This is a genomic window from Vreelandella hamiltonii, from assembly GCF_014651775.1.
Taxonomy (GTDB): Bacteria; Pseudomonadota; Gammaproteobacteria; order Pseudomonadales; family Halomonadaceae; genus Vreelandella; species Vreelandella hamiltonii.
The window spans coordinates 61,973-81,179 of record NZ_BMXN01000016.1 but is presented as its reverse complement, the minus strand read 5'-3'; the positions used below and the strand labels follow the sequence as shown (position 1 = coordinate 81,179).

19 protein-coding genes and 2 pseudogenes are annotated in these 19,207 nt (G+C 58.1%); 11 read left to right on the top strand and 10 right to left on the bottom strand.

Features of this window, described 5'->3' with window-relative positions:
* Positions 1–241: 241 nt before the first annotated feature.
* From phnD to IE091_RS13300, 6 genes are all read left to right on the top strand, one after another.
* Positions 242–1,231, top strand: coding sequence for a phosphate/phosphite/phosphonate ABC transporter substrate-binding protein (phnD, locus tag IE091_RS13325; protein WP_144981374.1), 990 nt, complete (start codon positions 242–244; stop codon positions 1,229–1,231).
* Positions 1,232–1,285: 54 nt separating this feature from the next.
* Positions 1,286–2,077 (top strand): phosphonate ABC transporter ATP-binding protein, encoded by a 792-nt coding sequence (phnC, locus tag IE091_RS13320; RefSeq protein ID WP_016915410.1) that lies wholly within the window; start codon positions 1,286–1,288, stop codon positions 2,075–2,077.
* Between the two features lies 1 nt (position 2,078).
* Entirely contained in the window at positions 2,079–2,879 is an 801-nt protein-coding gene (phnE, locus tag IE091_RS13315; RefSeq protein WP_039178704.1) for a phosphonate ABC transporter, permease protein PhnE, read from the top strand.
* Entirely contained in the window at positions 2,873–3,682 is an 810-nt protein-coding gene (gene phnE / locus IE091_RS13310) for a phosphonate ABC transporter, permease protein PhnE (RefSeq protein ID WP_039178707.1), read from the top strand. The genes phnE (IE091_RS13315) and phnE (IE091_RS13310) overlap by 7 nt, the downstream gene beginning before the upstream one ends.
* A gap of 81 nt (positions 3,683–3,763) precedes the next feature.
* A complete protein-coding gene (locus IE091_RS13305) occupies positions 3,764–4,195 on the top strand; it encodes a host attachment protein (RefSeq protein ID WP_039179255.1) in 432 nt (143 codons plus the stop codon).
* Positions 4,196–4,278: 83 nt separating this feature from the next.
* A complete protein-coding gene (locus IE091_RS13300) occupies positions 4,279–6,129 on the top strand; it encodes a methyl-accepting chemotaxis protein (RefSeq protein ID WP_189463849.1) in 1,851 nt (616 codons plus the stop codon).
* 16 nt (positions 6,130–6,145) lie between these two features.
* On the opposite strand, the gene IE091_RS13295 is transcribed toward IE091_RS13300, so the two are convergent.
* Positions 6,146–7,072, bottom strand: coding sequence for a LysR family transcriptional regulator (locus IE091_RS13295; protein WP_039178714.1), 927 nt, complete (start codon positions 7,070–7,072; stop codon positions 6,146–6,148).
* A gap of 193 nt (positions 7,073–7,265) precedes the next feature.
* On the opposite strand from IE091_RS13295, the gene IE091_RS13290 reads away from it, so the two are divergent.
* Complete coding sequence (locus IE091_RS13290; protein WP_016915417.1) at positions 7,266–8,042, top strand: ferredoxin--NADP reductase; 777 nt, start codon at positions 7,266–7,268, stop codon at positions 8,040–8,042.
* Between the two features lie 154 nt (positions 8,043–8,196).
* Here the strand turns inward: IE091_RS13290 and glnK are convergent, their stop codons facing one another.
* The 3 genes from glnK to IE091_RS13275 form a co-directional block, all read right to left on the bottom strand.
* Positions 8,197–8,535: a P-II family nitrogen regulator gene (gene glnK / locus IE091_RS13285; protein WP_009098335.1), complete on the bottom strand. Its 339-nt coding sequence runs from the start codon at positions 8,533–8,535 to the stop codon at positions 8,197–8,199.
* A 225-nt stretch (positions 8,536–8,760) separates the two neighbouring features.
* Positions 8,761–10,008, bottom strand: a complete 1,248-nt coding sequence (locus IE091_RS13280) for an ammonium transporter (RefSeq protein ID WP_039178722.1) — start codon at positions 10,006–10,008, stop codon at positions 8,761–8,763.
* A gap of 61 nt (positions 10,009–10,069) precedes the next feature.
* Positions 10,070–10,408 (bottom strand): P-II family nitrogen regulator, encoded by a 339-nt coding sequence (locus tag IE091_RS13275; RefSeq protein WP_007112359.1) that lies wholly within the window; start codon positions 10,406–10,408, stop codon positions 10,070–10,072.
* A gap of 350 nt (positions 10,409–10,758) precedes the next feature.
* Here IE091_RS13275 and IE091_RS13270 point away from each other — a divergent pair, with 350 nt between their 5' ends.
* From IE091_RS13270 to IE091_RS13260, 3 genes and pseudogenes are all read left to right on the top strand, one after another.
* Positions 10,759–11,100: an accessory factor UbiK family protein gene (locus IE091_RS13270; RefSeq protein WP_189463848.1), complete on the top strand. Its 342-nt coding sequence runs from the start codon at positions 10,759–10,761 to the stop codon at positions 11,098–11,100.
* A 240-nt stretch (positions 11,101–11,340) separates the two neighbouring features.
* Positions 11,341–12,210 (top strand): ABC transporter substrate-binding protein, encoded by an 870-nt coding sequence (locus tag IE091_RS13265; RefSeq protein WP_039178734.1) that lies wholly within the window; start codon positions 11,341–11,343, stop codon positions 12,208–12,210.
* 115 nt (positions 12,211–12,325) lie between these two features.
* Positions 12,326–12,508 (top strand): annotated as a pseudogene (locus IE091_RS13260) (magnesium chelatase domain-containing protein); the annotation flags it as partial.
* Between the two features lie 139 nt (positions 12,509–12,647).
* On the opposite strand, the gene IE091_RS13255 reads toward IE091_RS13260, so the two are convergent.
* The 4 genes and pseudogenes from IE091_RS13255 to IE091_RS13240 form a co-directional block, all read right to left on the bottom strand.
* Positions 12,648–13,568, bottom strand: a complete 921-nt coding sequence (locus tag IE091_RS13255; protein WP_189463847.1) for a hypothetical protein — start codon at positions 13,566–13,568, stop codon at positions 12,648–12,650.
* 768 nt (positions 13,569–14,336) lie between these two features.
* A pseudogene (locus tag IE091_RS13250) lies at positions 14,337–14,722 on the bottom strand (integrase core domain-containing protein); the annotation flags it as partial.
* A gap of 205 nt (positions 14,723–14,927) precedes the next feature.
* Positions 14,928–15,425, bottom strand: a complete 498-nt coding sequence (locus tag IE091_RS13245; RefSeq protein ID WP_189463845.1) for a type II toxin-antitoxin system YhaV family toxin — start codon at positions 15,423–15,425, stop codon at positions 14,928–14,930.
* Positions 15,422–15,757 carry a type II toxin-antitoxin system PrlF family antitoxin gene (locus IE091_RS13240; protein WP_189463844.1) on the bottom strand — a complete coding sequence of 112 codons (336 nt, stop codon included), beginning with the start codon at positions 15,755–15,757 and terminating at the stop codon, positions 15,422–15,424. The genes IE091_RS13245 and IE091_RS13240 overlap by 4 nt, the downstream gene beginning before the upstream one ends.
* Positions 15,758–15,952: 195 nt before the next feature.
* On the opposite strand from IE091_RS13240, the gene IE091_RS13235 reads away from it, so the two are divergent.
* Complete coding sequence (locus IE091_RS13235) at positions 15,953–17,461, top strand: YifB family Mg chelatase-like AAA ATPase (protein ID WP_039178737.1); 1,509 nt, start codon at positions 15,953–15,955, stop codon at positions 17,459–17,461.
* 11 nt (positions 17,462–17,472) lie between these two features.
* Here IE091_RS13235 and IE091_RS13230 read toward each other — a convergent pair whose 3' ends face one another.
* Together IE091_RS13230 and IE091_RS13225 are read right to left on the bottom strand one after the other, a co-directional pair.
* On the bottom strand, positions 17,473–18,054 hold the full coding sequence (locus tag IE091_RS13230; protein WP_039178740.1) for an NADPH-dependent FMN reductase: 582 nt from the start codon (positions 18,052–18,054) through the stop codon (positions 17,473–17,475).
* A complete protein-coding gene (locus IE091_RS13225) occupies positions 18,051–19,043 on the bottom strand; it encodes an alpha/beta hydrolase (RefSeq protein ID WP_189463843.1) in 993 nt (330 codons plus the stop codon). The genes IE091_RS13230 and IE091_RS13225 overlap by 4 nt, the downstream gene beginning before the upstream one ends.
* Positions 19,044–19,207 lie beyond the last annotated feature (164 nt).

Sequence of the window (19,207 nt, the reverse complement as noted above, 5' to 3'; positions counted from 1 at the left end):
GGGGTGGCGGCGCATACCGCACTGGAGCAACTGTTTGCGGGGGAGGTGCCAGCCTTCATGCAGCAAGAAGCCCCGACTCAGCCAACCGGTGCTGAATAGTTACGATTGAGAATGCTCGTTTTCGAAAAATAAACATCTGCGTCTTCAAATGTCCATTAGCGAAACGCACGCTGATCGCAACACCACCTTGCAGCGATGGTGGGCATCACGCAACAACAATAACGCACATAAGAGGCTTCTCATGAAAACGCCATCCTGGCCCAAGCGTCCGCTGGCTCTGCTCACTGCGGTCTCGCTTCTCCCCATGGCACTGCTTGCCAGCCATGCCCAGGCCGACTGCGAACGCGGCGCCCTGGACGCACTCTACTGCGACGAGAATGGCGACATGGTCGCCGACCGCCCGGCCGATGAATCGAACTGGGCCAACCCCAGCACGCTGATCTTCGCCTACACGCCGGTGGAGGACCCTGCCATTTACTCCGACATCTGGCAGCCGTTCGTCGACCACCTTTCCGAGGTCACGGGCCGTGACGTGCGCTTCTTTGCAGTGCAGTCCAACGCTGCCCAGGTGGAAGCCATGCGCAGCGGCCGACTGCACATTGCCGGGTTCTCGACCGGCCCGACGCCCTTTGCCGTGAACCTGGCCGGAGCCGTACCCTTCGCCCTGATGGGCTCTGACGATGGCCAGTTCGGCTACACGCTGCAAATGTTCACCCATGTCGACTCGGACATCGAGTCCCTGGAAGACCTGAAGGGCAAACGCGTCGCGCATACCTCCCCCACGTCCAACTCCGGCAACCTGGCACCGCGGGCACTGCTGCCCGAGCTGGGCATCACCCCGGATGAAGATTATGAGGTGGTCTACTCCGGCAGCCATGACCAATCCATGCTGGGCGTGGTGGCCCGCGACTATGACGCCGCGCCGGTGGCCTCCGAAGTGGTCGAGCGCATGGCCGCGCGTGGCCTGTACGACGAAGAGGACGTACGGCTGATCTATGAGTCCGACCGCTTCCCGACCACCTCCTACAACTACGCCCACAACCTGCACCCGGACCTGGTCGAGAAGATCGAAGAGGCGTTCTTTACCTTTGACTTCGTCGGCACCGAGCTGGGCGAGGAGTTCGAAGGGGTCGAGAAATTCATCCCCATCAACTACCAGGAACACTGGCAGGTGATTCGCACCATTCAGGCCGCCAATGACGTGCGCTACACGCGGGAAAACCTGGAGTAGCCTGGTCGCGCCGCCCTGGCGGCGCGCTTTTATCGAGCGAATGGATGTGCACCCATGCTGGAAATTACCAATCTGGTCAAACGTTATGGCCACAGTGAGCCCGTTCTCAAGGGCCTGGACCTCAAGGTAGAAGGCGCCAGCGTCGTGTCGATCGTGGGCGCATCGGGGGCGGGAAAGAGCACCATGCTGCGCTGTATCAACCGTCTGGTGGAGCCCTCGTCCGGCTCCATCAAGCTCAATGGTACGGAGCTGGTGAATATCAGAGGCGCCGAGCTGCGCCGTGCTCGCCGCAAGATCGGCATGGTCTTTCAAGGGTTCAACCTGCTCGATCGGCTGACGGTCATGGAGAACGTGCTGGCGGGCCGCCTCGGCTATGTGAGCCTTTATCAGGCCATTTCGAGGCGCTACCCCCAAGCGGACATCGAACGTGCATTCATGCTGATGGAGCGCGTGGGGATTGCCCATTACGCCAACAAACGCGCCGATGAACTGTCTGGCGGCGAGCGCCAGCGGGTAGGCGTGGTGCGTGCTCTGATGCAGGAGCCCGACCTGCTGCTGGCGGATGAGCCCACCGCTTCGCTGGACCCGAGAACATCCGAGCAGATCATGATGCTGCTGCAGAGCCTGGCCAGCGAGCTGTCGCTGCCGGTGCTCATCAACATCCACAACGTCGCCCAGGCCAAGACCTACACCGAACGCATCGTGGGGCTGCGGCATGGCAAGATGATTTTCGATGGCTTGCCGAGCGACTTCAACAAGGAGGCACTGGACGCCATTTATGGGGGCATCGAGGCGCCGGACGAATCCGTCAGTGAACAGCCCGACCCTGCAGCGCAAGGGGCCTGACATGACGACTCCCCCTACTCCACGCACCTGGAAAAAGCCGCCTTTCATCGCCAACCCCGTCCTGCGTTACGGGCTCATTCTGATCGCCCTGGCGTATCTGGTCTGGGCGTTTGGATCGCTGCCCTTCAACTGGGCCCGGATCTCCGAAGGCCTGCCGCGGGCGGCGCGTATTTTCAGCGGCGGCTTTCCGCCCAGCTTCGAACGTTTCGGGCTGCTGCTGACCGGCTTTAAAGAGAGCTTCCAGATCGCCATTCTGGCCACCTTGCTGGGCGTGCTGCTCTCCATCCCTTTTGCGGTCATGGCCGCCCGCAATATCGCGCCCCTACCGATCTACCTGATCGGTCGCAGCGTCATCATCGTGTCACGCAGCTTTCATCCGGTCATCGTGGCCATCCTGTTCGTTGCTGCGGTGGGCTTTGGCCCGCTGGCGGGTATCCTGACCCTGACCCTTTACTCCATCGGCTTTGTCGGCAAGCTGCTTGCCGAAGAGATCGAGGAGATCGACTGGGGCCAGGTGGAAGCCATGCGTGCCGCTGGCGCCGGGTATCTGGCCACGCTGTTCTATGCGGTGTTTCCGCAAATATTGCCTCGCCAGGTGGGGCTCTCCATGTATCAGCTGGACAGCAATCTGCGCGCGTCGGCCGTGGTGGGCATCGTCGGTGCTGGCGGGATTGGCGGCACGTTGATGAACGCCTTCGGGCGCTATGACTACGACTTTGCGTTCGCCATTCTGCTGATCATCATTGCGGTGATTCTGCTTAGCGAAGGCGTCAGCGGCTGGGTGAGGAAAAAAATATGGTAGATCACGCACAGCAACTCGCCGACCGAGTCTGGCAACGTTACGACCGGAAAGAGCGGCTGATCCGCTATGCCGTCCTGCTGGCCACCTTGATGCTGGTGTTCTGGGCCGTTCGCGATATCGATATTTTCTGGCCCTGGGTGTGGGACGCGCCGAACCAGATCTCGGGGCTGGGCGCACGCATGTGGCCACCCAGCAGCGCCGGGCTGGGCAACATCTTGAATGCCCTGCTGGAAACCGTGCATATCGCTACACTGGCCACGTTCATCACCATCTTTCTGGCGCTGCCGGTGGCCTACATCGCTGCCCAGAACACCACCCCGAACCGGGCCTGCCTGTGGCTGGGGCGCTTCATTCTGGTCTCCAGCCGGTCGGTGAACACCATCATCTGGGCGCTGCTGTTCGTGGCCATTTTCGGCCCTGGCGTTCTGGCCGGTATTCTGGCCATCGTGTTTCGCTCCATCGGCTTCATCGGCAAGCTGATGGGCGAGGCCATCGAAGAGATCGACCGCCGTCCCGTCGAGGCCATGGAAGCCACCGGTGCTTCCAAAGCCAAGGTGGTCGCTTACGCCATCGTCCCTCAGGTGATGCCCGCCTTTTTCGCCATCGTGATTCTGCGATGGGATATCAATATCCGCGAATCGACCGTATTGGGCCTGGTAGGGGCCGGTGGGATTGGCGTGATCCTGCAGGGTGCCATCGATACGTTCGCCTGGCCGACCGTCGCAACCATCCTGATGGCGATCATCGTGCTGGTGCTGATCGGTGAAGCCATCACCAGCGTGCTGCGCCGCAAAGTGCTGTAAGGCCACCAGGCAAGCGTTTGACCTAACCCCAAACGCTTGCCATGGTTAAAGGGCAATCAACGACATGGAGGACGTATGACGATGACCACCTATATCGTGGTAGCCGATGCGGCACGCGCCAGAATCTTTACCCGTGACGCCCTGGAACTCGCCGAGCAGGAAAGCATGGTGCATGCGGCAGGAAGGCTGCATGAAGGCGACCTGATCACCGACCGCCGAGGGGCCGACGTGCATGAGTCCACGTCCACCACGTCACGCTCGTCAGGTGAAGAAGGCGCCGCTTCCCGGCATGAAAACGAGCTGTTTGCCAAGGAAGTCGCCCAACGGCTCTATGCTGCCCGCGTCGATAACAGCATGGAAAAGCTGATCATGGTGGCCCCACCCAAGTTCCTCGGGCTGCTGCGTGAGAAACTCGACAACCCCACCCAGAAGCTGGTGATCCATACCCTATCCAAAGACCTCAGCAAGGCCTCGCTACCGGATATTCAGGCAGCGGTCAGCGATTTGCGCTAGCCCAAGACAAAGGGCTATTAGACTAAAGAAGTGGTCACTCTCGCCGATAGTCGTTACTTACCCTGACGATAAAGAGAGTGACCATGCTCGCCACCCTACGCTTTCGAATACTGTTAGCCGCACTAACTGCCATCGTCCTCGCGTTGGTGATCAACGGCATTGCCAGCTACTCCACTGTGAAACGCCATAATAGTGAAGAGGTAAGTCGCAACCTCAGTGCCGTTGTGAATGGAAACACACAGGCTATCGATGAGTGGTTCAATGCCCGCTACACCATGATGGAAAGCATGGAGCACACTGCTGGCGGCGAAGAGCCACTGTCAGCTTTGCGCCAGTTGGCCGACTCTGGCGACTTCATGACGGCATATCTGGCTTATCCACATACCTCAACCGCCATTTTTTCAGATGGTTGGCAGCCACCCAGTGATTACGACCCTAGAGGACGGCCGTGGTATCAGGCAGCCGTTAGCGCAGCGAACACGGTCGTTACCGCGCCCTATGTCGATGCGCAAACCGGCGGATTGATCATCACGTTCGCCCGCCCCTTTTACCGTAATGGCGAGCTGATGGCCGTCATTGGGGCAGACATTACCATAGCGGACGTCATCGATATCGTGGGCAATATTTCCCCCACGCCTTCCAGTTTCGGCTTTCTGACCACTCAGGATGGCACCCTGGTTGCCCACCCGGACGCCGCCCTGACCCTGGAGCCCTCGACCGCCCTGAGTGCGAACTTGAACCCTCAGGAGCTCACGCGCATTATCCAATCCGACACGCCCCAGCCCATGGCCCTGCAGGAAAGCAGCAAGCTGCTCATGGGCAGCCAGGTGGGCGGCAATAGCGGCTGGCAGCTGGTGGTCGCGCTGGACGAAGCAGAAGCCACGGCCGGGCTGCGCGCCATTGCCACCACGTCCATCATCACCCTGCTGATCGTCGCCGCCATCACCGCCGTGGTGTTCGGCCTGCTGCTCTCGCTGCTGCTGCGTCGCCTGCTGGGTGTGCGTAACGCCATGGATAACATTGCCTCCGGTGAAGGCGACCTGACGCAGCGCTTGCCGGAAGAGGGCAACGACGAGGTCACGCAGATCGCCCGCGCCTTCAACCGCTTCGTGGGCAAAATGGAAGAAGTGCTGATCGAGGTGCGTACCAGCAGCGAAGCCGTGCACCACGCCGCCAACGAGATTGCCGTAGGCGGGCAGGATCTGTCGCGCCGCACCGACAATGCCGCGTCCAGCCTGCAGCAGACGTCTGCATCGGTGGAGCAGATCACCAGCACCGTCGCCCACACCGCCGCATCGGCCCAGGAGGCCAACAAGCTCTCCCACGCTGCCTCTGAAGTAGCGAAAAACGGCGGTCAGGTGGTCTCGAACGTGGTGACGACCATGGAAGACATCTCCCAGGCCTCCAACAAGATTGGCGAGATCGTCACGCTGATGAACAGCATTGCCTTCCAGACCAACCTGCTGGCGCTCAACGCCTCGGTAGAAGCCGCCAGAGCGGGCGAGCATGGCCGCGGCTTTGCCGTGGTGGCCGACGAAGTGCGTAAACTGGCCGGCCGCAGCAGCGACGCTGCCAGCGACATCCAGAAGCTGATCGAAGACTCCCAGGCACGAGTCAACAATGGCACGACTCTGGTGCGTGATGCAGGCAGCACCATGCACGATATCGTCGAGCACATCACCCGCGTCACCGACGTACTCGAAGAGATCAACGCCGCCACCAGCGAACAGAGTGATGGCATCAAGCAGGTCAACATCGCAGTGGCCGAGCTGGACCGGATGACCCAGGAAAACGCTGCCATGGTGGAAGAGTCCACCACCGCCGCCGAGCACCTCAAGGAGCAGGCAAACCACCTGACCGGCACCATCAGCAGCTTCAAGCTATCCGGTGCCAGCGCGCTTGCCCTGGGGTCACCTTCGCTGCGCGATTACTGACACCCAAGACGAACACTCAAGGAATGGGCGGCAGCGGGATGTCGTCGCTGCGCTGGGCACCGGCGGTCATTTCGCGGCAGAGACGCAAGAACTCGCGCACGCCGGTGGTCAGGTATTTGTGGCGATGCCAGATGAAGGTGAACTGACGCTTCAGGTCCAGCTCCGGCGTGGGTAGCGGCACCAGACTACCCCGCCGGAAGGCGTCTCGCAGCGCCAGCCGGGAGACGCAGCCGATCCCCAGGCCTGACTCCACCGCCCGCTTGATCCCTTCGGTATGCTCCAGTTCCAGCAGCGTATTGAAGCGGCTGCGCCGATGGCGCGCCGCATGCTCCAGTGTCATGCGGGTGCCGGAGCCCTCCTCGCGCATGATCCAGTCTTCCCGCAGCAGTTGATCCAACTCCAGGTGAGCACGCCCGGCCAGCGGGTGCCGAGGCGAGCAGAACACGCACAGCTCATCTTCTACCCAGGGCTGGCTGATGATCATATCGTCATCGCACTGCCCTTCGATCAGCCCCAGGTCCAGCGAATGCTGGCGCACCCCCTCGATGATATGCCGCGTATTGCGCACCGCCAGCCGCACGCGACTACCGGGGTAACGCTGCATGAAATCACTGATCAACAGGGTGGCCAGATAGTTGCCGATGGTCAGGGTGGCACCTACGTCCAGAGCCCCGACCCCCTGCTGGCCGCGCAGCAGCTCCTCCACTTCTTCGGCTCGGTCCAGCAGCGCCACGGCCTTGGGGAGCAGCTGGAACCCCAGCGCGTTGAGTTTCAGCCGTTTGCCAATGCGGTCCAATAGCTGGCAGTCGAACTGGCGTTCCAGCTCGGCCAGCGCCGTACTGGTCGCCGACTGAGACATGGCCAGCGCCCTCGCCGCCTGGGAAACGCTTTCGTGCTGGGCAACGGCGACGAAGACTTCCAGCTGGCGCAACGTGTAATGCATGACCAGGCCCCTCCAGAAAAAGTGCTGCTCAACGAATGATATATCGATTTTAAAGATATACGTTATCAAGATAATTTGCTTAACAGATATACCACCCTTTATCTAGAATGAGCGCATCCTATAAAGCTATTTTTTATTCTTTTTTAGAATATGGCGAGCAAGGCTTAGGCCACGCAGCCACAGAGGAGTCAGCATGAGCAAGTTTGCCCTGGAAGAAGTGCTAAGCGTTCACCACTGGAACGACACGCTGTTCAGCTTCCGCACGACACGTGAGCGCAGCCTGCGCTTCAAGAACGGCCAATTCGTGATGATCGGCCTGGAAGTGGCGGGCAAACCCCTGATGCGTGCCTACTCCATCGCCAGCCCCAACTACGAAGATCATCTCGAGTTCTTCAGTATCAAGGTGCCCGATGGCCCGCTGACCTCACGCTTGCAGCACCTGAAGGTGGGCGACCAGATCATGGTCAGCCGCAAGCCGACCGGTACGCTGGTATGCGACGACCTGCTGCCCGGACGCAATCTCTATATGCTCTCCACCGGCACGGGCCTGGCGCCGTTCATGAGCCTGATCCAGGACCCAGAAGTCTACGAGCGTTTCGAGAAGGTCGTGCTCATTCACGGCGTGCGTGAAGTCTCCGAGCTGGCCTACGCCGACTTCATCACCAAGGAGCTGCCCGCCCACGAGTACCTGGGTGAAGAAGTCGCCGAAAAGCTGGTGTACTACCCCACGGTCACCCGTGAAGAGTTCCACACCATGGGCCGCCTGACCGACCACATTCGCAGCGGCAAGCTGTTTGCCGACACTGGCCTGCCGCCCATCGACCCGCGCCAGGACCGCGCCATGATCTGCGGTAGCCCCGCCATGCTGGACGACACCAGCGCGCTGCTGGATGAGCTGGGGCTGAACATCTCCCCGCGCATGGGTGAACCAGGCGACTACGTCATCGAACGTGCTTTCGTGGAGAAGTAAGTCTAGCGGTGAAGGGTGAAGGGTGAAGGGTGAAGAATAGACCGTAGCCTTTGTCACCCCTCATCTTATGCGCAAAGCCCTGCAAAAAGCCCCTGTGGACGTTATCCACAGGGGCTTTTTGCGACTTACGCCTTACACTTCACCATTCACAAAATTAAACCGCGTCTTTGCCGGTTTCGCCGGTACGGATACGAATGACCTGCTCCAACGGCATCACAAAGATCTTGCCATCGCCGATCTTGCCCGTATTGGCCACCTGGGTGATCGCATCGATGACCTGCTCGGCCATATCGTCGTCCACGGCCACTTCCAGCTTCACCTTGGGCAGGAAATCCACCACGTATTCCGCCCCACGATACAGCTCTGTGTGGCCTTTCTGGCGACCAAAGCCTTTCACTTCCGTCACCGTAATACCCTGCACGCCGATATCGGAAAGCGACTCACGTACGTCATCAAGCTTGAACGGCTTGATAATGGCTGAGATTAATTTCATGACCACATCCTCTGGTTATGCAACGGTTGTCTTGACCGGAAACACGGCGGCGCGATGTCGATGTCCCTCACGCCCAATGCACCTAGCATACACCCGCCAGCCCAGAGAATAAAAAGCCCTTGTGCCTGGCACGTACATGCGGGCAAGCCTGACCCGTTCCCTACGGCAAAAGGCCTCCCACGAGGGAGGCCTTGAGTAGCAGTGCCGCTTGCTATGGCACGGCGCTTATTTCTTGACGCCAAACTCGGGGTAGGCTTCCAGGCCACACTCTGCGATATCGACGCCTTCGTACTCTTCTTCTTCGCTGACACGGATACCCATGACCGCTTTCAGCACCAGCCATACCACCAGGCTCGCCAGGAACACCCAGCCGAAGATGCCCACGATACCGATCAGCTGTGCACCGAAGGACGCATCGCCATTGTTCAGCGGCACGGCCAGCACACCCCAGATACCCACGACACCGTGAACCGAGATAGCACCCACAGGGTCATCCAGCTTCAGCTTGTCCAGCGTGACGATGGCAGCGACCACGATCAGGCCACCGATGGCACCAATCAAGGCGGCACCCAGCGCAGAAGGCGACAGCGGGTCTGCGGTAATGGCGACCAGGCCTGCCAGCGCACCGTTCAGCGCCATGGTCAGGTCCGCCTTGCGGAACCACAGTTTGGCCAGCACCAGGGCTGCAATCACGCCACCCGCGGCCGCCGCATTGGTATTCACGAACACTTGAGCAACGTTGTTGGCCGACACGGCATCCGACATTTTCAGCTCGGAACCACCGTTGAAACCGAACCAGCCCATCCACAGGATGAAGGTACCCAGCGTGGCCAGCGGCATGTTGGCGCCCGGAATAGCGTGGATAGAACCGTCCTTGCCATACTTGCCCTTACGGGGGCCCAGTACCAGCACACCCGCCAACGCTGCTGCTGCACCGGCCATGTGGACGATACCCGAGCCCGCATAGTCAGAGTAGCCCACGCCATCCAGCCAGCCACCGCCCCAGGTCCAGTAGCCAGACACCGGGTAGATGAAGGCGGTCATGACCACCGCGAAGGCCAGGAAGGCCCACAGCTTCATACGCTCGGCCACGGCACCCGACACGATCGACATCGCCGTTGCGACGAACACGACCTGGAAGAAGAAGTCCGAACGCATGGAGTAGTAAGGTGCATCTTCACCACCGGCCAGCACCGCATCGACGCTGTTCTCGGTACCGATCAGGAACCCGAGGCTAGGCAGGAAACCGCCTTCGCCGCTGGAGTACATGATGTAGTAGCCCACCAGCAGGTACATGGTGCAGGCAATGGCAAACAGCGCAATGTTCTTGGTCAGAATTTCAGCGGTGTTCTTGGAACGTACCATACCGGCCTCGAGCATCGAGAAGCCGGCGGCCATCCACATGACCAGTACGCCGCAAATCAGGAAGTAAAACGTATCGAGCGCATAGCTCAATTCTGTAAGCTCGTTCATCAGGTGTTCCCCGTGATCCAAGAGAAGTTATACGTAGTGGGTCGTCGTTGTGTGGGCAGGCCTATACCGCGTCGGCGCCGCGCTCTCCGGTACGAATACGAATGACATCTTCCAGCGGCGTCACGAACACTTTGCCGTCACCGATCTTGCCGCTGTTGGCAGCGCTGCAGATGGCATCCAGCACGCTCTCCAGACGCGCATCGTCCACGGCCACTTCCACTTTCACCTTGGGCAGAAAGTCCACTACGTACTCGGCACCGCGATACAGCTCGGTGTGGCCTTTCTGGCGACCAAATCCCTTGACCTCAGTAACCGTAATCCCCTGCACGCCGTTGTCGGCGAGTGCTTCACGAACGTCGTCAAGCTTGAAAGGCTTGATGATAGCGGTGATGAGTTTCATCCCGGATCTCCCCTGCTGGTTCAGTCCCACTCGGTGGAGAGCGGCGTGGCCGCCCGAATTTAGTGCTTGCCCTGCTAATGCTCATACCGTGCCACTGGATTTTTTCTCATTGAAATTCATACCCTTAAGGTTTCAAAAGTGCGCTTTACAGCCACTAGCAAGGCGACTACGCATCCATTCACACCCACCCATGCACTAAAAACGATCACCAATAAAAGCGGCGCGCTCTTTTTTGATGCATGCGCGCATTGCAGGAGAAAACGCACGCGGGGCATGCGGTTTGGCAAAGGGTTGCGTATCCTTACAGGTAAGCAATCCACATTTATGCGCCACCGTTTAAGGAGAGAGCCATGACGCCCCAGGATCGCATCAGCCGTTTAGCCCAGCAGATAGGCGACCGTTTACAGAATGCTTCCCAGGCCCCGGAAGACATTCAGAAAGGCGTGCAGCAAGTGGTACGAGGCGCCTTCGACCGCCTGGAGCTGGTATCACGAGAAGACTTTGATATCTTGATGGATGTGCTTCAGCACACGCGCGCGCGCGTCGAAGCGCTGGAGCGTCAGGTGGCCAGCCTGGAAGCCACGGTGGAAGCGGCCAGCGCCGCGCAGTCCACCCCCATGGAAGCCGAAGTACCGCCAGCCCCCGTAGAGCCTGCCGAGCAAGGCAAGCCCACCCCCGGCAACCCAAGCTGAGGCAACGCTGGGTGGCCTTGGATAGGCACCCAGCGCGCTTATCCGCCTGACCCCTTACGGCTCACTTTGTGACGCATCAAACCCGCGAAGGCATGGCGAAAGCCACCTCATGCACCATGTTGGAGCAGTTACGCCCCTGGGGCGTCTCGCGCTGACGTCTTGTGCGACCTCCGCTGTTTCCATTTGCAATTGATAAACAGAATCGTTTAAATAAAGCGCTTATTGTCAGGTGCCCACTTCATGCGCTGCATCCCCCGACTCCCGACCCTGGCCCGCAGCTGCTTGCTCGCGGCAGCCCTGCTGTTCAGCACCGCCAGCCACGCCCAGTGGGCCACCATCGACTGGACCATCGCCGAAACGCTGCTGGCGATTGGCGCTCCGGTCAGCGGTATCGCGCAACAGCCGGGATATCACGATTGGGTAGGCGAGCCGCGTATCCCGGAGCACGTCAGCGACCTTGGCCTACGCACCCAGCCCAACTTCGAGCTGCTGGCCCAATCGCCCCCTGAGCAAACCCTGCTCTCGCCCATGTTTACCGGGCTGATTCCTCGGTTGGAGCGCATCGCGCCGGTGGGCACTTTCGCTCTTTACTCGCCAGGCACCGATACGTGGCAGGAAATGCAGACACTCACCCGCCAGTTGGGCGAGTTGACCGGACGCAACGCAGAAGCCGACGCGCTGATCGAGAACACCCAGCAGCTGATGCGCGAGCTGCGCTACCCGCCCGGCAACGCATCTCCATTGCTGATGGTGCAGTTCATGGATGCTCGGCATGTGCGGGTTTTTGGCGAGAACAGCCTCTACAACGCCGTATTGGAACAGCTGGCGCTGCCCAACGCCTGGGATGAGCCCACCAACGCCTGGGGCTTCGCCTTGGTCGGTATCGAAGCGCTGGCACGCTACCCCGACGCCACCCTGGTCATCGTTGACCCGCTCCCCGCAGGGGTGGAAGCGCAGTTGGAAAAGAGCGGCCTGTGGCAGCAATTGCCGAGCGTTCAACATGGCCATCTGCTGCGCCTGCCGCCAGTCTGGAGCTTTGGCGCCCTGCCCTCCGCCCAGCGCTTTGCCCGCGAACTGACCAGCGCATTGAACGCCCAGGGGGCACATTAGCGCTTTACTCGCTGGCCACTCAGTAGCGCTCAACGCTTGAAATAAAGTAGGCTTAGCCAACGAGCAGGCTCATTAAACTGAGTGAGCCGATTGAGAGACGTTGCGAGGGAGCGCCATGACATTAGCGATTGTGGCCACGCGGGCGGGCGTGGGGTTGGAAGCACCTGCGGTGCATGTCGAAGTACATCTGGCAAATGGCTTGCCGGGCCTGACACTGGTGGGCCTGCCGGAAACCGCCGTAAAGGAGAGCCGCGAGCGGGTGCGCAGCGCCTTGATCAACGCGGGCTTCGATTTCCCCATAAAAATTTTATTGCCACCAAATCCAAATATTTATTTGTCTCAGCTCTACAATTTATGGCATTGTCGAATCAAATATTTTTTCTTTCAATGTAAATCGCCAAGCATATCAAACCATGATAGAAAATTATTAAAAATTTCTACTCAGTGGTTTTTATAGAACTCTTCAGAAAGTCGAACAGACGCATTGTGAAGCTTTGCTCTTTCTTCCCAATCTCATTTTTATTAAAAAGCCCTTCTAACAACCTTGCATTGAGGTCATTTCTAGAAGTATTTATTTTTTCAAATACCACCTTGGCAAGGTCTTCGTCGGCTTGTAGTTCGGGAGTTGCAAACCTACGCAGCGAGACTTCATTAGCAGTATGTATAATATAGTTGTTTTCTTTCGGTGAATAGGATCCGAATTTGGCACCAAAATTTTCTTCCTCATTAGCTGTGGATGAAAATTTATTTATCATATGCTCGATAAAATCGAGATCGCTACTTAGATTGAAACCTTGACCAGGATCCAACCTCCACCTTATAAACCCTTGATCAATATTTTTTGTACTTAGCGTTTCTCCGGAAAGGATTCTTTCTGCAGTAGCAGTATCCACTTCAGTAAAACTCACGGTTTGCTTTCGACCTTGTGAATCGTATGAGTTTCCATTAAAACTATATCTCATTGAGCCGTCGTCATATTTACGATAAAGGCCTAAATCCTTAGCAAACTGATCTACATATCGAAGGTCTGTACCTTCTTCATTTGCTTGTTCATACATTTTTGAAACAAGTGATCGATCACTTTCTGTTAAAAAATACTGGGAAAGCATGCCATTATGTTCGCCATTCGTGCGAATGCTCGGCAGCACTGGCAGGTCTCCGTTGCCTGATGAGAATAATCGAGAAGCCAAAATAGCCTGACCGCTTAGAGTAACAGTGCTTTTTTCCTGTAAATTATTGCCGCCTTTCACATCAGCTGCTGTGCTTTGAGAGGTGCTGGCATTTTTGCCAGCTTCATTTTTTACAGAAGCCAGTGTGGCACTTGAGTTATAGCTATTACCCACACCATGAATGTCCATTTTCTCACCATTTAACATATGAAATTGAAAGTTACACTAACATTAACAGCATTAGCCATTTGCATAGATAGCACTCCATTAGCGCTGCCTTCCTCATAAAAACCAAACTTTACCTCCGACACCAAAGAGCTAACTACTAAAGGCAATCGTGATGCCTGAATAGTTTGGGTTGACAAGCAAACATCCTATTGCACTAAGAGTATTGGGCCGAAAATAACACAGTTCAACTCTTAGGCCAATGGCATCAGGATACCATGTGGTTTGCCATTCGATATCTGTAAGAGTTTTGCCTGGCGCCGCAGCCCCCACGCATAAATCGGACCTATTAGCATGCAGAAATAATGGTTTAACACCTCCTCCGCCATTAAGAACCTGCATTCCTCTGATTGAGCCTAAGCGCCATTGCCCACGATCAGAAGCAAGCAATCAGTATCGATGGACATTTCCACCTTCTTCACTATTACAGCGCCCATTTGTTAAATTAAGTAATCATAATGTAACTCAATCAGTTTTATGCTAACTCTGATTGATGCTGGCTGAGGATAGATGCTCCCCTGTAAAAATCACAATATTTATTTTAGTTATCTAACTATCCTACATGTTAGTTTTGTTTAGCATGTGGAAGCATTGACGTCAACCAATATTTAGCAGCACCCGAGTTTAGAGCATGCAGTAACCTTATGATTTTTAATACCAATTGCTCGGCTAGGCGAAAGGCGATAATTCTCCCAGACCTTTCTTCGGTCCTTGCTCATTGTTTTCCAGTCACCACGCCTCGATGATGGCTCTCGCGTGATGCAAGTTGGTGAACCAGTGCCCATTTAGACATTTGTCTCTAAACCGCCCATTGAACGATTCGATGTAGGCGTTTTGATTGGTTTTTCTATGTTTGATTAAAAACAGGGCAACACCATGCTGATGAGCCCACGCCAGCATGGCACGTCCGCAGAACTCCTTGCCATTATCTATACGAATGGCGCTGGGTAGGTCACGTTGTATAGATAGACGATCCAGAATCCGTGTTATCGAAAGCCCGTCAGTAGCACTGATCAGGCACGATAGCTCCGGCTGTATGGATGGTGTCATCGATAACGGCGGGGTTCTTGATCTCGCGACATTCCGCCGTACGATCATAAAAAATCCATCGACCAGACCTAGTTGGCGGCGACGCCCCCCCCCCGATAAGTAGCACCCAGAGGTTAAAGTAAAGTAGGCTTAGCCAACGAGCAGGCTCATTAAACTGAATGAACCGATTGAGAGACGTTGCGAGGGAGCTCCATGGCATTAGCGATTGTGGCCACGCGGGCGGGCGTGGGGCTGGAAGCCCCGGCTGATCTGCCCAAACAGATCTAGTGTGATTTAGTTATCGTTGTTATCTGCCGCTAAAAGTAAATGAATTCGTTCCACCTCGCTCATTGAGGCTTTCTGTAAGGCTGTCCAACTATCCGGTGGGTTGCCACTGCTGAGCATTTTCTGAAAGACAGAGTAAGCATCATGCTTACTGCCATAAGCGCGTTTTGTAGCGTCATCATTGACCCATGCATAAATAATGATTTTGCTCGCAGCATCGTAGCGAAAGAACAGCCGGTACTGCTGGTAAAACTTTGCTCGTTGCCAATGAGTGTGCTCTGTGCCAAGCGCGCTCCCTTGGCGGTATTGAGTGCCTGATGGATCCTGCGGAATATCATTCAAGGCTAGCTTCATGATCGCTGCTAGGCGCTTGGTGACCGCCTTGTTGCGATAACCGGCAGGATCTTTCGATTGAAGATGTCTCACCTTCAAGGTGAGTGCTTCGACTTGTTCAAAGAACAACGGATGGGCATAAATCGTCCATCCATTAACCTCCAGAGGCTTCATTCGTCGTCATCATCCTCTTCCAGCGCCTCTTCGAGGTCTACCTCAATACCTGCGGTAAGCCGTTCGGCCTCGGCAAAGCTACTGGCAGTCACCGGGCGAATATTTTCTGGATGCGCCAGAAGATCGCGCTCTAGAAAATTGAGGAAGTTGACCATCACAGGGTCGTGCTTGGCCTCATCACTCGCCTTGGAAAGCACCACTTCACCATCAGGACGAACGGTATAATGAATACGGTCTCGGCGCTTCAGCTTTAGTGCCCGGCGAATCGATGCAGGAACAGTCGTTTGATAGCGATCCGTCAGAGTTGAGTCGTCTTCGATAAGCGTGCTCACTGTCGCTCTCCGCTCGATAGCAATGCAAAGGTAATGCAAAGGTAATGCAAGCGCATTACTTCGTCAAGCTGTCTCTGCTACTTGAACCGGTTGCTTAATCGCTACCAAAGCCTTCTTAATTACGTTAGGTTAAATACTTAAGCTAATGTAGCTTTATCCTACATTGGAGTAAGTGATAACTACAGAGGAAAGGCGATGACGCTAGCCATTGTGGCCACGCGGGCGGGCGTGGGGTTGGAAGCACCGGCGGTGCATGTCGAAGTACATCTGGCGAATGGCTTGCCGGGCCTGACACTGGTGGGCCTGCCGGAAACCGCCGTGAAGGAGAGCCGCGAGCGGGTGCGCAGCGCCTTGATCAACGCGGGCTTCGATTTCCCCAACACCAAGCGCATTACCCTCAACCTCGCCCCGGCGGACCTGCCCAAAGAGGGTGGCCGTTTCGATTTGCCGATTGCGCTGGGCATTCTCGCGGCGTCGGGCCAAATCCCGGTGGATGCGCTGGAAGGCATGGAGTGCGCAGGTGAGCTGGCCCTGGATGGCAAGCTGCGGGCGGTACCCGGCGTGCTGCCCTTTGCACTGGCCACTCGCCGTACCAACAAGGCGTTGATCGTGCCCCGCGCCTGCGCCGATGAAGCTGCCCTGGCGGGCGATCTACCGGTGCTGCCCGCCGACTCTCTCTGGCAAGTCGTCGCCCACCTGCTAGGCCAGGAAAAGATCCCACCCCACCAGCTCTCGGCATCGGCCAAATCGACCACGCCCATGGCCGATCTGGCCGATGTGCGCGGCCAGCACCAGGCCCGCCGGGCGCTGGAAGTGGCCGCCGCCGGGGGCCACAACCTGCTGTTTGCAGGCCCGCCCGGCACCGGCAAGACCATGCTGGCCAGCCGCTTGCCCGGCATTCTGCCGCCGCTTTCCGAGGACGACGCCCTGGAGGTGGCAGCGGTGCGCTCGGTATGCGGCTTGGCGCTGGAAGCCGACTGGGGCCAGCGGCCCTTCCGCCAGCCCCACCACAGCGCCAGCGCTGCCGCGCTGGTTGGCGGCGGCTCGAAGCCCAAGCCGGGGGAAATCTCGCTGGCGCACCACGGCGTGCTGTTTCTGGATGAGCTGCCGGAGTTCTCGCGCCACGTGCTGGAAGTGTTGCGTCAGCCGCTGGAGACCGGCGAAATTCACCTCTCCCGCGCCAGCCATGAGCGCCGCTACCCTGCTCAATTTCAGCTCGTTGCCGCCATGAATCCCTGCCCCTGCGGGCACCTGGGCGACCCGCGAAGCCGCTGCCAGTGCAGCGCCAGCCAAATTCAGCGCTACCAGGCGCGGCTTTCTGGCCCGCTGCTGGACCGTATCGACCTGCAGGTGGAAGTGCCCGCGCTGCCACCGGAGCAGCTCACCGCACAAACCCAGGGCGAGCCCTCCAGCGCGGTGCGCGAACGGGTGATGGCCGCCCGGGAGCGGCAGATGGCAAGAGGTGCGCTCAACAGCCAGCTCAGCGGTAAAGCGCTGGAAGCCGCCTGCGCCCTCAACGATGAAGAGCGCGCCTGGCTGGCAGGCGTACTGGAAAAACTCAAGCTCTCCGCCCGCGCCTACCATCGCGTGCTGCGCGTGGCGCTGACGCTGGCCGACCTGCAGGGCGAGCCCAAGCCCTCTCAGCCCCATTTCATCGAAGCCATCGGCTACCGGCAGCTGGATCGTCTGCTGAAGGGGGCATAAGCCCCCTGTGATCAGTGCGTTGCCGCGAGGGAATCCACCAGGCGCTGGCACAGCGCATCCAGCTTTTGGCCCGTGGCATCATCGCTGAGCGCACCACTGTCGTCGAACGCGCTGCCCGCCTTGGGGAGCGAGAGCGGCTGAGGCAGCACGGTGAGGCTTAAGTTTGCCAATAGCTGCTGGCCCAGCGGCAACGCGCGAATGCCGCCTAAACCACCGGGGGAGGCAGCCACCAGGGCGGCCCATTTACCGGCAAACAGACCCAAGCCGGGGGTATCGCCATAGGGGCGAGACAGCCAGTCCAGAGTGTTCTTCAAAAGTGGCGTGATAAAGCCGTTGTACTCTGGCGAGGCGATCAAAAGCGCCTGGTGCTCTGCCAGAATCTCGCGCAGCTTCTGTACGTTCTCCGGCATGCCCTGGGCTTCGATGTCTTCATCGAACAGCGGGCAGGGGTACTCTTTCAAATCGATGAACGTGGCCTGACCGCCCAGCGCTTCGATGCGCTGGGCAGCCAGTTTGGCGAGCTGTTTATTCAGCGAGCCTTCACGGGCGCTGCCCGCAAAAACCAGTACTTTGGGTGATTGAGTGGCGGTCATGGCTGCTCCTTGGTGGGGGCTTCAGGTACGTTCTCGATAAAGCGATCGAGCGCTTCAAACAGCACTTGGCGAATGGGCTCGGCTTCGTTCACCAAATGGTGACGCGCTTCCGGGTGGCGGTGTATCTCGGCCTTGGGAAACTTCTCCGCCAGAATGGCCAGATTCCACTCCCAATCGACCGTGAGGTCCTGCTCGCCTTGAAGAATCAAGGTGGGTAGCGGGCTGGGCTCCAGCGCCAGCAGCCGGGGCATCCAGCGGCGCATGGCGGTAATCCACGCCACGCTCAGCCGCTCAGGCTGCAACGGATCCTGGTCGCGCAGGAATTCGGTGAACTGCTCATCGGTGGAGTTGGGCCGATACTTGCGCGGCAGCTCCTTGACGAACGGGCTGGCAATCAAGTGAAGCCAGCTGGATTGGCTCCAGCGCCAGGGCCGTACCAGGGGGGCCAGCAGCACGATGCCTGCCCAGCCTGCCTCGTCTTGGCGCGTCAACGCATCCGTGGCCAGAATGGCCGCGCCGGTACTCTGCCCGACGCCCAACCACGGCGTAGGCGCCATGCCATATACCTGCAGCGCCTCTTGCAGGTAAGTCAGGCAGTGCTGGTAGTCGTCGAAGTCTTCGATCTCGGCCCGGGGGCCGCTGGAAAGCCCGTGGCCCGGCAAGTCCCACAGCACCACGCGCCAGCCCTTGGCCAGCAAGCAGCCCAGCAAATGGCGATACAGCCCCAGGTGGTCGAAATAGCCGTGAATCACAAACGCCGTGCCCACCGGTGAGGGCGGGCTCCATACCTGGCACCAGAGCGCAAACCGACCGGTATCGATGAAACCAGCGTGCACCTCATGGGTATCGCTCAGCAAGGCCGCCAAACCGTAATGGCAGAAGTAGTCGTGCATGGCGTCCGTGAGGGCCTCGCCCGGCCTCAAGAGAGAGAGCGGCGAATCGCCTGATGCCTGGCGAAACAGGCCTTCCAAATGCTGGAAATTATGCATCAACGTCTCTCCGTGAACACGACACATCCATGGGCTGCCGAAACAGCGCTTGATCGCAGCGGCAGCGGGGCCACTCTCATCATTTGGTCGAGCATTTTACCGCTTTCGGGTCTACCCTGTTTACATGCCACCGCAGGTGTGGAAGTATTTTCCATAAATCACCT

Bases quoted from the DNA above. Each gene is read 5' to 3' on its own strand.
- phnD (WP_144981374.1), top strand. From the start codon at position 242: ATGAAAACGCCATCCTGGCCCAAGCGTCCGCTGGCTCTGCTCACTGCG.
- phnC (WP_016915410.1), top strand. From the start codon at position 1,286: ATGCTGGAAATTACCAATCTGGTCAAACGTTATGGCCACAGTGAGCCC.
- phnE (WP_039178704.1), top strand. From the start codon at position 2,079: ATGACGACTCCCCCTACTCCACGCACCTGGAAAAAGCCGCCTTTCATC.
- phnE (WP_039178707.1), top strand. From the start codon at position 2,873: ATGGTAGATCACGCACAGCAACTCGCCGACCGAGTCTGGCAACGTTAC.
- IE091_RS13305 (WP_039179255.1), top strand. From the start codon at position 3,764: ATGACCACCTATATCGTGGTAGCCGATGCGGCACGCGCCAGAATCTTT.
- IE091_RS13300 (WP_189463849.1), top strand. From the start codon at position 4,279: ATGCTCGCCACCCTACGCTTTCGAATACTGTTAGCCGCACTAACTGCC.
- IE091_RS13295 (WP_039178714.1), bottom strand. From the start codon at position 7,072: ATGCATTACACGTTGCGCCAGCTGGAAGTCTTCGTCGCCGTTGCCCAG.
- IE091_RS13290 (WP_016915417.1), top strand. From the start codon at position 7,266: ATGAGCAAGTTTGCCCTGGAAGAAGTGCTAAGCGTTCACCACTGGAAC.
- glnK (WP_009098335.1), bottom strand. From the start codon at position 8,535: ATGAAATTAATCTCAGCCATTATCAAGCCGTTCAAGCTTGATGACGTA.
- IE091_RS13280 (WP_039178722.1), bottom strand. From the start codon at position 10,008: ATGAACGAGCTTACAGAATTGAGCTATGCGCTCGATACGTTTTACTTC.
- IE091_RS13275 (WP_007112359.1), bottom strand. From the start codon at position 10,408: ATGAAACTCATCACCGCTATCATCAAGCCTTTCAAGCTTGACGACGTT.
- IE091_RS13270 (WP_189463848.1), top strand. From the start codon at position 10,759: ATGACGCCCCAGGATCGCATCAGCCGTTTAGCCCAGCAGATAGGCGAC.
- IE091_RS13265 (WP_039178734.1), top strand. From the start codon at position 11,341: ATGCGCTGCATCCCCCGACTCCCGACCCTGGCCCGCAGCTGCTTGCTC.
- IE091_RS13255 (WP_189463847.1), bottom strand. From the start codon at position 13,568: ATGGACATTCATGGTGTGGGTAATAGCTATAACTCAAGTGCCACACTG.
- IE091_RS13245 (WP_189463845.1), bottom strand. From the start codon at position 15,425: ATGAAGCCTCTGGAGGTTAATGGATGGACGATTTATGCCCATCCGTTG.
- IE091_RS13235 (WP_039178737.1), top strand. From the start codon at position 15,953: ATGACGCTAGCCATTGTGGCCACGCGGGCGGGCGTGGGGTTGGAAGCA.
- IE091_RS13230 (WP_039178740.1), bottom strand. From the start codon at position 18,054: ATGACCGCCACTCAATCACCCAAAGTACTGGTTTTTGCGGGCAGCGCC.
- IE091_RS13225 (WP_189463843.1), bottom strand. From the start codon at position 19,043: ATGCATAATTTCCAGCATTTGGAAGGCCTGTTTCGCCAGGCATCAGGC.